Source organism: Streptomyces swartbergensis, from assembly GCF_002148965.1.
Lineage (GTDB): Bacteria > Actinomycetota > Actinomycetes > Streptomycetales > Streptomycetaceae > Streptomyces > Streptomyces swartbergensis.
Window position 1 is genome coordinate 1 of record NZ_NGFN01000279.1, and the last position, 11,222, is coordinate 11,222.

At 71.8% G+C, this 11,222-nt stretch carries 12 protein-coding genes; 6 read left to right on the forward strand and 6 right to left on the reverse strand.

The window, feature by feature from the left end:
- From CA983_RS32415 to CA983_RS32425, 3 genes are all read right to left on the reverse strand, one after another.
- Positions 1-1,059: serine/threonine-protein kinase (locus CA983_RS32415; protein WP_208637088.1), on the reverse strand; the 1,059-nt coding region annotated here is incomplete at its 3' end.
- Between the two features lie 79 nt (positions 1,060-1,138).
- Positions 1,139-1,633, reverse strand: coding sequence for a MarR family winged helix-turn-helix transcriptional regulator (locus CA983_RS32420; RefSeq protein ID WP_086604368.1), 495 nt, complete (start codon positions 1,631-1,633; stop codon positions 1,139-1,141).
- A complete protein-coding gene (locus CA983_RS32425) occupies positions 1,630-2,247 on the reverse strand; it encodes a type 1 glutamine amidotransferase family protein (protein WP_208637089.1) in 618 nt (205 codons plus the stop codon). Before CA983_RS32425 ends, CA983_RS32420 begins: the two co-directional genes overlap by 4 nt.
- A gap of 198 nt (positions 2,248-2,445) precedes the next feature.
- On the opposite strand from CA983_RS32425, the gene CA983_RS32430 reads away from it, so the two are divergent.
- The 3 genes from CA983_RS32430 (at position 2,446) to CA983_RS32440 (ending at position 5,417) form a co-directional block, all read left to right on the forward strand.
- The gene (locus tag CA983_RS32430; protein WP_086604369.1) at positions 2,446-3,801 is read left to right on the forward strand and encodes an aspartate aminotransferase family protein; all 1,356 of its coding nucleotides are present in this window, start codon (positions 2,446-2,448) and stop codon (positions 3,799-3,801) included.
- Between the two features lie 139 nt (positions 3,802-3,940).
- The gene (locus tag CA983_RS32435; RefSeq protein ID WP_086604370.1) at positions 3,941-4,642 is read left to right on the forward strand and encodes a GntR family transcriptional regulator; all 702 of its coding nucleotides are present in this window, start codon (positions 3,941-3,943) and stop codon (positions 4,640-4,642) included.
- Positions 4,643-4,766: 124 nt separating this feature from the next.
- A complete protein-coding gene (locus CA983_RS32440; protein ID WP_086604371.1) occupies positions 4,767-5,417 on the forward strand; it encodes a phospholipase D-like domain-containing protein in 651 nt (216 codons plus the stop codon).
- Position 5,418: 1 nt separating this feature from the next.
- Here CA983_RS32440 and CA983_RS32445 read toward each other — a convergent pair whose 3' ends face one another.
- Together CA983_RS32445 and CA983_RS32450 are read right to left on the reverse strand one after the other, a co-directional pair.
- A complete protein-coding gene (locus tag CA983_RS32445) occupies positions 5,419-5,715 on the reverse strand; it encodes a hypothetical protein (RefSeq protein WP_086604372.1) in 297 nt (98 codons plus the stop codon).
- A 122-nt stretch (positions 5,716-5,837) separates the two neighbouring features.
- Entirely contained in the window at positions 5,838-7,121 is a 1,284-nt protein-coding gene (locus CA983_RS32450; protein ID WP_086604373.1) for an adenylosuccinate synthase, read from the reverse strand.
- Between the two features lie 185 nt (positions 7,122-7,306).
- Between CA983_RS32450 and CA983_RS32455 the strand changes: the two genes are divergently transcribed.
- Positions 7,307-8,170, forward strand: coding sequence for a diacylglycerol kinase family protein (locus tag CA983_RS32455; RefSeq protein ID WP_086604374.1), 864 nt, complete (start codon positions 7,307-7,309; stop codon positions 8,168-8,170).
- 48 nt (positions 8,171-8,218) lie between these two features.
- Here the strand turns inward: CA983_RS32455 and CA983_RS32460 are convergent, their stop codons facing one another.
- Positions 8,219-8,716, reverse strand: coding sequence for a GbsR/MarR family transcriptional regulator (locus CA983_RS32460; RefSeq protein ID WP_086604378.1), 498 nt, complete (start codon positions 8,714-8,716; stop codon positions 8,219-8,221).
- A 74-nt stretch (positions 8,717-8,790) separates the two neighbouring features.
- On the opposite strand from CA983_RS32460, the gene CA983_RS32465 reads away from it, so the two are divergent.
- Positions 8,791-9,687 (forward strand): ABC transporter ATP-binding protein, encoded by an 897-nt coding sequence (locus CA983_RS32465; RefSeq protein WP_086604375.1) that lies wholly within the window; start codon positions 8,791-8,793, stop codon positions 9,685-9,687.
- Positions 9,684-11,222 (forward strand): ABC transporter permease (locus CA983_RS32470; RefSeq protein WP_086604376.1); only part of this gene is annotated, 1,539 nt, incomplete at its 3' end. The genes CA983_RS32465 and CA983_RS32470, both read left to right, overlap by 4 nt.

An 11,222-nucleotide genomic window follows, 5' to 3' on the forward strand; every position in this document is an offset into this window, starting at 1 on the left:
CTCGTCGGCAGCGGAGGCGTGTTCGGGTGTCGGGTCGGGGCTGGGGCTCCCGCCGGAACCGGAACCCTGCCGCTGGGCAGGGAGGCCGGCGGCACCGGCCCGCTCCCCTGCGGCCTCCCGCTCGCCCGCGGCCTCACCTTCCGGATCCTCCGCGTCCAGCAACCGCACCGCGTGCCGCCCGAGTTGGGCGACCAGGGCGCCCGGGAGCCAGGGGTCGAGGGCGCGGCCGTCGGAGACGGTGTCGTCCGCGCCGGTGCGTTCCAGGACGCGGTCGAGGGACGGGCGTGCCGCGGGGTCCTTGCGCAGGCAGTCGCGGACCAGGTCGGCGATGCCCTCGGGGACGCCCTCCAGGTCCGGTTCCTCCTGGGCGATGCGGAACATCAGGGCGTGCACGCCGCTGTTGGCGGTGCCGAAGGGCAGGGCGCCGGTGGCGGCGTAGGCGAGGACCGAGCCGAGGCAGAAGACGTCGCACGCCGGGGTGATGCGGTCGCCCCGCACCTGCTCGGGCGCCATGAAACCGGGCGATCCGACGAGCGCGCCGGTGCGGGTGAGTCCGCCGTCCGTCACGGTCTGGAGGGCCCGGGCGATGCCGAAGTCGATGACGCGCGGGCCGTCGATGGTGACCAGGACGTTGGACGGCTTGAGGTCGCGGTGGACGATGCCCGCGGCGTGGATGTCCTTCAGGGCGTGCGCGAGTCCGGCCGCGAGGATGCGGACCGTCCGCTCGGGCAGGGCACCGTGGTCGTGTCCGACGACCTGCTGGAGGCTCGGCCCGGCGACGTACCCGGTGGCCACCCACGGCACCGCCGCCTCGGTGTCCGCGTCCAGCACCGGCGCCGTCCAGTACCCGCCGACCCGCCGCGCGGCCCGCACCTCCTGCCGGAACCGCTCCCGGAACTCCTCCTGCGCGGCCAGCTCCTCGCGCACGAGCTTCACGGCGACCGTACGGCCCCGCTCCGAGCGGGCCAGATACACGTGCCCCATGCCGCCCGCACCGAGCCGCGCCAGCAACCGATAGGCACCGATGCGCTGCGGATCCCCAGGTCCCAGCTTCTCCATCGCTCAGCCGCCTTCCCCCCACACGTGAGCAACAGACCGAGGATAGTGCGGGGCCCGGGCGGGGTGAGCTGGGCGATGTCTACGGTTCCGTAACAGGCGCAGATGGCGTGACGGGTGGAAGTTCCGTGCCCGGCAGCCCCTCCTGGTCGAGCACCTTCGACAGCCGTTCCAGCACCCGCACCGCCTCCGCCAGCTCCGCCTCCCCGAACGCCTCCGCCAGCCGGTCGGCGAACGCCGCGTGCCCGGGGCCGATACGGGCGATCGCCGCGCGCCCCTCCTCGGTCGGGGTGAGGAGCTTGGCGCGGCGGTGCGCGGGGTTCGGCCGGTACTCGGCGAGCCCGCGCTCCACCAGCAGGTCGGCGATGCGCTGCACGCTCTGCCGTGTGATGCCCATGGCGCGGGCGATGCCGGAGACGGGCAGCGGCTCACCGAGGACCGCGCCGAGCACCTGCCACCAGGCGGCGGTGAGCCCGGCGGGCCGGGCCAGTTCCTCGGCCACGGCGAGGAACTGGCCGTTCAGCCGGAACACCCCGAGGGCGCTGCGGCTGAACAGGTCCTGACGCTCCCGGCTCATGCCGCCCCGGCCTTCTCCAGCACGGCGTACGCCGCCGCGTCGGAGTCGTGGAACAGCCGGTACCAGGCGTCGAGCACCTCACCCTCGTACACGCCGAGCAGCCGGAAGATCTCCCGGGCGAAGGCGACGGGCTCGGTCGGGCCCGCGGTGACGAGGTTTCCGTCGGTGACGGCGTCGGTCTCGACGTAGCGCTCGCCGCCCGCGTAGCCGGTCGCGGCCAGGTAGAAGGAGACCGCGCTGGTGTGGGACCGGTCGTCGAGCAGGCCCTCCCGGGCGAGCCCGGCGGTGGCGCCGCAGATCGCGGCGACCGGCACGCCCACCTCCAGGAACGCCCGGGCCTTGCGGGCGAAGGGCGCCAGGTCGTCGCTCGTGTCCCAGAGGTCCGCGCCCGGGAGGATCAGCAGGGAGCTGTCCTCGGGCCGTACGTCGTCCAGGGCCGTGTCGGGCTGGATGCGCAGTCCGCCGATGCTGGTGACCGGGTCCCTGGACGGGCCGACGGTCCGGATCCGGTGTCCGGCGCGGGCGAGATGGGCCGTGGCGTGGCCCGTCTCCCAGTCGGCGAGGGTGTCGTAGACGGCGAGATGGACGGGCTTGCGGTCTGCGATGGCGTTCATGGCTTCTCCTGAGACCTGAGTTCCCACCCGAAGTACTTATGACAGCATCCTGACACTTCGACAGCACGCTGTCAATGAATTTGGGCAGCAGCTGTCAACGCACTCCCGCCACGCCTGGACAACCTGTCGCGGAATGCCGCCCACGGCAGACAGGCCGCCGATTTCACCGCCCCCTCCCCCGCACCTACGCTCGCCCGCATGACCCCTCAGCCGAACCCCGAAGCAGGTGCCGCCGTCAAGGCCGCCGACCGTGACCATGTGTTCCACTCCTGGTCCGCTCAGGAGCTCATCGACCCGCTCGCCGTCGCCGGTGCGGAGGGGTCGTACTTCTGGGACTACGACGGCCGGCGCTACCTCGACTTCTCCAGCGGGCTCGTCTACACGAACGTCGGCTACCAGCACCCGAAGGTCGTCGCCGCGATCCAGGAGCAGGCGGCGCGGATGACGACCTTCGCGCCGGCGTTCGCGATCGAGGCCCGGTCGGAGGCGGCCCGGCTGATCGCCGAGCGGACCCCGGGCGACCTGGACAAGATCTTCTTCACCAACGGCGGCGCCGACGCCGTCGAGCACGCGATCCGGATGGCCCGGCTGCACACGGGCCGCCCGAAGGTGCTCTCGGCGTACCGCTCGTACCACGGCGGTACGCAGCAGGCCGTGAACATCACCGGCGACCCCCGCCGCTGGGCCTCCGACAGCGGCACCGCCGGGGTCGTGCACTTCTGGGCGCCCTACCTCTACCGCTCCCGCTTCTACGCGGAGACCGAGGAGCAGGAGTGCGCACGGGCGCTGGAGCACCTGGAGACGACGATCGCCTTCGAGGGGCCCTCGACCGTCGCGGCGATCATCCTGGAGACGATCCCCGGGACGGCCGGGATCATGGTCCCGCCGCCCGGCTATCTCGCCGGGGTGCGGGAGCTGTGCGACAAGTACGGGATCGTCTTCGTCCTGGACGAGGTCATGGCCGGGTTCGGGCGGACCGGCGAGTGGTTCGCGGCGGACCTGTTCGACATCACGCCCGACCTGCTGACCTTCGCCAAGGGCGTGAACAGCGGGTACGTGCCGCTGGGCGGTGTCGCGATCTCCGGCGCGATCGCGGAGACCTTCGGGAAGCGGCCGTACCCGGGTGGTCTGACGTACTCCGGGCACCCGCTGGCGTGCGCCGCCGCCGTCGCGACGATCAACGTCATGGCGGAGGAGGGCGTCGTGGAGAACGCGGCCCGGCTGGGCGCGTCCGTCCTCGGGCCGCAGCTGCGTGAGCTGGCCGCGCGGCACCCGAGCGTGGGCGAGGTGCGCGGTGTCGGCATGTTCTGGGCGCTGGAGCTGGTCCGGAACCGGCAGACCCGGGAGCCGCTGGTGCCCTACAACGCGGCCGGGGAGGCGAACGCGCCGATGGCCGCCTTCGCCGCCGCCGCGAAGGGCAGCGGGCTGTGGCCGTTCGTGAACATGAACCGGACGCACGTGGTGCCGCCCTGCAACATCACCGAGGCAGAGCTGAAGGAAGGTCTCGCGGCTCTGGACGCGGCGCTCTCGGTGGCGGACGAATACACCGAGTAAACAGCCGTGATCCCGCCAGTGGCCGACCACAACCCGTCAGTAGCCGACCAGCTCGCCCCTCGTTCGAACGCGTAAGGTGGCGTGCCCGTAGACATGTACGTGCACGCCACTCGAACGCGACGAGGGAGACGCCCTGACCATGCCCCGCAGCTCCGGCAACGGCGCCGTGACGCGCAGCACCCTGCGGCAGCAGATCGCCGACGCGCTTCGTGACGAGGTGCTGGCGGGGCGGCTCCAGCCGGGGCAGGAGTTCACGGTCAAGGAGATCGCCGAGCAGTACGGGGTGTCCGCCACGCCGGTCCGCGAGGCGCTGGTCGACCTCTCCGCGCAGGGGCTCCTCGACGCCGACCAGCACCGCGGCTTCCGCGTCCACGAGTACTCGGTCGAGGACTTCCGCGGCATGATCGAGGCGCGCGGCCTGGTCATCGAGGGGATGTTCCTCGCGCTGACCGAGGGGCACCCCGGCGCCGTGCGGCCCGACGATCCCCGGGCCGCCGCCGTCGTCGCCGGGGTCCGCAGGCGCGGCGAGGAGGCGCAGCGGGCCGCCGCCGCCGGTGACCTCACCGTCCTCATCGGCTACGACCTGCGCTTCTGGCGCGAGCTCGGCGCCTGTTTCGGCAACCCCTACCTCGCCGACTTCCTGAACCGGCTGCGCGTTCAGACCTGGGTCTGCGCGGTGCAGTACCTGCGCCGGCTCACCGACCTGCGCGGCGAGCTGTGGGCCGGTCACACCGAGCTGGTCGACGCGCTGATCGCCCGCGACAACGACACCGCCCGGTCGATCATCGCCGGCTACAACGCCCACTCCGTCGCCCTGATCGAGCGCCTCGCCTCGGGATGACCTGCGTCGCATCTGTCCGTATGGGTATGGGACATGCACGGCAGGAGCCGCTTTTCGTGCCGCACCGATACCCTTCCCTGACCACCGTGCCACCCGACCCACCGAGCTGAGCGAGGAGCCTTCTTTGGCCTGTGACCTGTGGCTGGTACCGCTCGTCGACGTGTTGTGCCACACGCCGGACAACCCGTTCGCCGAGGAACTCGCGCAATACAACAAGGTGCTCGCCGAGGCGGGGCTGCCGCCGGTGCCGGTGTACCAGTACATGCCGGGCCTGTCGGGCGACGTCGCCCCGGTGGCGGGCTTCGACTACGACGCGCTGCACTTCCTGCGCCGCGCCTATCTGCTCCAGGTGTGCGGCCTGCCGGTGACGCCCGTGGACGAACTCGGCGGTGACTACGAGCAGTTGCTGGAGATGTTCGAGTCGACGGCCCAGCAGTCGCACCTCGTCTGGCACTACGACCACGCGGGTGCGTACGTCCCCGTCGACTTCCCGAGCCCGCTCGCCGACGACGAGCTCCTCGCGGGCGGCGGTCCGCTGGGCTCCTCGCACGCCCTGCTGCGGGAGCTGGAGGTGGTCGCCCCGGTCATCGGGATCGACCCGGCCAACCCGCCGGCCGCGCCCCAACCGCCGCTCGTCCCCACGGAACTGGAGGAACCCGCCGTCCCGGCCCCTTACGATCCGAGCCCCTTCGCCCGGGAACGCCACGTCTGGCTCGGCCTGCACGCGGCCGTGACGCGGAGTCTGGCCCAGGGGTCGATGATCGTCTTCAGCTGAGTCAGCCGTCGGACAGCTGGGACAGCCCCTTCTGAACGTCGTCCAGGTTCATCACCGGGCTGTAGGACACCTTGGCGTCCGCTTCCCGGAAGAGCGGCTCGGTGATCACCGGCATCTGCGACGGGTCCTCCATGTCGAAGACCAGGAAGGCCGTGCGGTCTCCCTCATCCGGGAGGAAGTAGGCGGCTTCGGGATGGACCTTTTCCACGATCCCCTGGATCAGTTCGGACATCTTGCCGCTGCTGACCAGCTCGTTCGCCTTTTCCGTGTCGAAGTGGGCCTTGAGCAGTACGCGCATCGCACTCACCTTCTTCTGGTCGACGCACGCGGGGGTACGTTTTTCAGCCTATGCCCGATCACCGGCGCCCGCGCGGGGCGCCGGTGATCGGGCAGCACTGACGGCCGTCGGCCGTTTTCGGCCTACAGGAACGAGTTGATCTCGATCGTCTCGTCCCGGCCCGGGCCCACGCCGATCGCGGAGATCGGGGCGCCGGACATCTCCTCCAGCGCCTTGACGTAGCTCTGGGCGTTCTTCGGCAGGTCGGAGAAGGACTTGGCCTTGCTGATGTCCTCGCTCCAGCCCGGCAGCATCTCGTAGACCGGCTTCGCGTGGTGGAAGTCGGTCTGGGAGTACGGGAGCTCCTCGACGCGCTTGCCGTCGATCTCGTACGCCACGCAGACCGGGATCTGCTCCCAGCCGGTGAGGACGTCGAGCTTGGTGAGGAAGAAGTCGGTCAGGCCGTTCACGCGGGTCGCGTAGCGGGCGATGACCGCGTCGAACCAGCCGCAGCGGCGGTCACGGCCGGTGGTGACGCCGCGCTCGCCGCCGATGCGGCGCAGCGCCTCGCCGTCCTCGTCGAAGAGCTCCGTCGGGAACGGGCCCGCGCCGACACGGGTCGTGTAGGCCTTGAGGATGCCGATGACACGGCTGATCTTCGTCGGGCCGACCCCGGCGCCCGTGCAGGCGCCGCCCGCGGTCGGGTTGGAGGAGGTGACGAAGGGATACGTGCCGTGGTCGATGTCGAGGAGCGTGCCCTGGCCGCCCTCGAACAGGACGACCTTGTCCTCCTCCAGCGCCTGGTTGAGGACCAGGACGGTGTCGGCGACGTACGGCGCGAGCTTGTCGGCGTAGCCCAGCAGCTCCTCGACGGCCTGGCCGACGGCGATCGCGCGCCGGTTGTAGAGCTTGGTGAGGATCTGGTTCTTGACGTCGAGGGCCGCCTCGACCTTCTGCGTGAGGATCGACTCGTCGTACAGGTCCTGCACACGGATGCCGACACGGTTGATCTTGTCGGCGTAGGTCGGGCCGATGCCGCGCCCGGTCGTGCCGATCTTCCGCTTGCCGAGGAAGCGCTCCGTCACCTTGTCGACCGTGACGTTGTACGGCGTGATGATGTGCGCGTTTCCGCTGAGGATGAGCTTGGAGGTGTCGACACCACGCTCGTTCAGACCGCTCAGCTCGGAGAGCAGGACCGACGGGTCGACGACGACACCGTTACCGATGACCGGCGTGCAGCCGGGGGACAGGATTCCGGAAGGGAGGAGGTGCAGTGCGTACTTCTGGTCGCCGACGACCACCGTGTGGCCGGCGTTGTTGCCACCCTGGTAGCGCACTACATAGTCCACGGATCCACCGAGCAGGTCGGTGGCCTTTCCCTTGCCTTCGTCACCCCACTGAGCACCGAGCAGCACAAGTGCGGGCACGCGCGTACACCCCTTCCGGGTGGGGCATGTCCATGGTCGAGGGCGCACGCGGTGGTATGAAGCCGCGTACACCGCGACCGCCGTTGGCCGCCAACCGTCGGACCGGATGCCCCGGAATAGACGAAGCCCCTGGCGCAATAGCGCAAGGGGCTCTTGCACAAAGATGCTACCCGAGGAAGCGAGGCATGGCCGAGGTGGCGACTTCCGCGACGTACGAGCAGCTGTTGGTGGTGGTCGACCCGGTCGCCCGTAGGTCGGACGGCGAGTCCGTACGGATCGCGAAAGACGTGCTCGCAGCGGGTGCGGCCGTGAAGCTGTGCCTGCCGGACGGGCCGGAGGAGTTCGCCCGGGCCCTGGCCCGGCGGGGCTCGCGGCGCCCGGTCGTGGTCGGCGACGACCGGGCCCTGATCCGCGCGGTGTCGCTGCTGCACCGGCATCGGGAGCTGACCGGATGCGCGCTGTCGGTGGTGCCGGTCGGGGGCGTGCTGTCCCTCGCCCGGTCGCTGGGGGTGCCGATGGGGACGGTGGCGGCGGCTCGGGCGGTGCTCGACGGGGTCGAGCGGCGGATGGACCTGCTGGTCGACGACAGCGACGGGGTGGTGCTCGGCGCGCTGCGGATACCGCCGGTGCAGGCCGGCCCGGAGGCGCCGGACCCCGAGGCCGTGCCGGGCCGCCCCTGGCTGCGGACCTGCCAGTCCCTGGTGCGCACCCTGGTCCCGGCCGCCCGCCCGTCCCGGCTCGCCTCCGCTCCCGAGCCCGGCCCCTCCCGGCTGCGCGTCGAGGTCGACGGCGAGACCCTCGTCGACCTGAACCAGCCGGTCGAGGCGGTCTCGGTGTCGCCCTCGGCCTCCGGCATGGCCGCGGTGGAGGTCCGCCCGGTGTCGGTGGGCGCCGAGGCCTCACCCCTGCTCGCGGAGGGCCGGACGGTGACGGTGTCGGGGGCCCACTTCCGCTACCGGGCGGACACGGTGGTGTCGGGGCCGGTACGGACCCGCACGTGGGTGGTCCGGGAGGGGGCCTGGGGGCTGACGGTGCCTGCGGGGCCGTGAGCCGCGCCCGCTGACGGTGCCTGCGGGGCCGTGAGCCGCGCCCGCTCGTCATTCCGGCCCGAACGTCTTCTCCCGGTGCACGCGCCAGCGTTCCATCAGCTCGGCGAGCTCGCTCTCCAGGAACTCGAAGAAGGCGAGCGTCTCGGACATGCGGCGGCCGGCCGGGGTGTCGGCGCCGAGGCTGGTGACGCCCTCGCGGAGGGCCTGCTCCCAGCGTTTGAGGACGGCGTCGCGGTTGGTCAGGGCCTCGTACCACTGGTCGCCGCGCACCCGGTAGCGCTCGCGGCGGGAGCCGGGCTCCCGTTCGCGCGAGACCATGTGCGTCTGCGCCAGGTAGCGCACCGCCCCGGACACCGCCGCGGGGCTGATGCGCAGCTGTTCTCCCAGTCCGGCGGAGGTCATCGAGCCCTCGTCCGAGGAGAGGAGTGCGGCGAAGACCCGGGCGGGCATCCGCGGCATCCCGGCCTCGACGAGCTGCGCCGCGAAGGACTCGACGAACCTGGACACGGCGTCCGCGTCCCGCGCGCTGCTGGCTGATTCCGTCATGTGGTTCATCCTATCCGCGCTTCATACGGTTCCTTAACTTCACAAATTTCTGAAGCACGCGTACGTTCTGAAGCATGACGAAGGCCATCACCGTCTCCGGACTGCACAAGTCCTTCGGGCGGACCCACGCGCTGGACGGCCTCGACCTGGAGGTCGCCACCGGCGAGGTCCACGGCTTCCTCGGCCCCAACGGCTCGGGCAAGTCCACCACCATCCGGGTCCTGCTCGGCCTGCTGCGCGCCGACTCGGGCGCCGCACAGGTGCTCGGCCACGACCCCTGGACGGACGCGGTCGAGGTGCACCGCCGCATCGCCTACGTCCCCGGGGACGTGACGCTGTGGCGCAACCTCTCCGGCGGCGAGGTCATCGACCTCTACGGCAGGCTGCGCGGAGGGCTGGACCCCCGGCGCCGCGCGGAGCTGATCGAGCGGTTCGAACTCGACCCCACCAAGAAGGGCCGCACGTACTCCAAGGGCAACCGGCAGAAGGTCGCCCTGGTCGCCGCGTTCGCCTCCGACGTCGACCTGCTGATCCTGGACGAGCCGACCTCGGGCCTGGACCCGCTGATGGAGGAGGTCTTCCAGCGCTGTGTGGCTCAGGAGCGCGACCGGGGCCGCACGATCCTGCTCTCCTCCCACATCCTGAGCGAGGTCGAGGAGCTGTGCGACCGGGTGAGCATCATCCGCAAGGGCCGCACGGTCGAGAGCGGTTCGCTCGCCGACCTGCGCCACCTGACCCGCACCAGTGTCGTCGCCGAACTCGCGGGCCCGCCCGACGGGCTGGCGAACCTGCCCGGCGTCCACGACCTCGACGTGCAGGGGCGCCGGGTCCGGCTCCAGGTCGACACCGACGGGCTGGACGCCGTCCTGCGGTCCCTGGGCGAGTCGGGCGTACGGTCGCTGACGTCGACGCCGCCGACGCTGGAGGAACTGTTCCTGCGGCACTACCAGGACGAGGCGGCAGCCCGATGACGGCCTTCGCGCTTCGGGTGCGGCCCGGCAGCTCACGCCAGTTGGCCGGGACGGGCACGCTGCTGCGGTTCGCGCTGCGCCGGGACCGGCTGATGATCCCGGTGTGGATCGCGGTGAACGCCCTGATGGTCCTCTCCATGCCGGGCACGCTGGGGGGCCTCTACGGCACCCCGGCCGAACGCGCAGACTTGATCCGGCAGATGGAGACCAACTCCTCGCTGCGCGCGATGGTCGGCCCGGTCTTCGGCGACTCGCTGGGCGCGCTGACGGCCTGGCGGGCCGGCGTCTACGCGGGCGCCCTGGCCGCCGTGATGAGCCTGCTGGTCGTCGTACGGCACACCCGGGACGAGGAGGAGAGCGGCCGTCAGGAGCTGGTGGCGTCCGGCATGGTGGGCCGCCGGGCCTCCCTGACGGCGGCCCTGCTGGCGGCGGCGGTCGCGAACGGGGTACTGGCGCTGCTGCTCACAGCCGGCCTGACCGGCCAGGGCACGACCGGGGCACTGGCCCTGGGCCTCGGCATCGCCGGAGTCGGCATGGTCTTCGCCACGATGGCGGCGATCGTCGCCCAGCTGACGGAGAGCGCGCGGCTGGCCCGTGGGCTGACGGCGGCGGTGCTGGGCGCCGCGTTCGTGCTGCGTGCGGCGGGCGACTCGGCGACGGACGACGGCTCGTCGGTTCTGACCTGGGTGTCGCCGCTGGGCTGGCTGGAGAACCTGCGGCCGTACGCGGACGAACGCTGGTGGGTGCTGGCGCTGCTCGCCGGGGCGGTCCTCGTCCAGGGCGCGGTGGCGTACGGGCTGGCCGGCCGCCGGGACCTCGGCATGAGCTTCCTGCCCACCCGGCCGGGCCCGGCGACCGGGCGCCTGGGCAGTGCGGGCGCGCTGGCCTGGCGGCTGCAGCGGGGCAGCGTGCTGGGCTGGAGCATCGGTTTCCTGCTCGCCGGGGTCGTCTACGGCGGCATGACCGAGGGCACGGCCGACCTGGTCGGGGACAACGACAACGCCCGGCGGATCTTCGAGCGGATGGGCGGCCGGTCCGGTCTGACGGACGCGTTCCTGGCGTCGATGGTCGGCATGCTCGGCCTGGTCGCGGCACTGTACATCGTGGCGTCGGTGCTGCGGCTGCACGGCGAGGAGACCTCGGGGCGGGCGGAACCGGTGCTGGCGAACGCGGTGGGCCGCCTGCGGTGGGCCGCCGGGCACCTGGTGATCGCCTTCGGCGGGGCCGCCCTGATCATGCTGCTGGCCGGGCTCGGCCTCGCCGTCGGCTATGGCAAGGAGACCGGGCCGATCCTGGGAGCGTGCATGGTGCAGTTGCCCGCGATCTGGGTGATCGGCGGGGTGGCGGTGCTACTGCATGGCGTGCTGCCCCGGGGGGCTGCGGCGGCATGGGGCGTGGCCGGGACGGTCCTGCTGATCGGCTGGGTCGGCCCTGCGCTGGATGTACCGCAGGCGGTGCTGGACGTCTCGCCGTTCGGGCATCTGCCGAAGCTGCCGGGAGGATCCATGGAGTGGGGGCCGGTGGTGGTGCTGAAC

Excerpts from the sequence above, each read along its gene's own strand:
- CA983_RS32425 (WP_208637089.1), bottom strand. The coding sequence starts at position 2,247 with ATGAACGCCATCGCAGACCGCAAGCCCGTCCATCTCGCCGTCTACGAC.
- CA983_RS32445 (WP_086604372.1), bottom strand. The coding sequence starts at position 5,715 with ATGCGCGTACTGCTCAAGGCCCACTTCGACACGGAAAAGGCGAACGAG.
- CA983_RS32430 (WP_086604369.1), top strand. The coding sequence starts at position 2,446 with ATGACCCCTCAGCCGAACCCCGAAGCAGGTGCCGCCGTCAAGGCCGCC.
- CA983_RS32435 (WP_086604370.1), top strand. The coding sequence starts at position 3,941 with ATGCCCCGCAGCTCCGGCAACGGCGCCGTGACGCGCAGCACCCTGCGG.
- CA983_RS32455 (WP_086604374.1), top strand. The coding sequence starts at position 7,307 with ATGGCCGAGGTGGCGACTTCCGCGACGTACGAGCAGCTGTTGGTGGTG.
- CA983_RS32420 (WP_086604368.1), bottom strand. The coding sequence starts at position 1,633 with ATGAGCCGGGAGCGTCAGGACCTGTTCAGCCGCAGCGCCCTCGGGGTG.
- CA983_RS32460 (WP_086604378.1), bottom strand. The coding sequence starts at position 8,716 with ATGACGGAATCAGCCAGCAGCGCGCGGGACGCGGACGCCGTGTCCAGG.
- CA983_RS32465 (WP_086604375.1), top strand. The coding sequence starts at position 8,791 with ATGACGAAGGCCATCACCGTCTCCGGACTGCACAAGTCCTTCGGGCGG.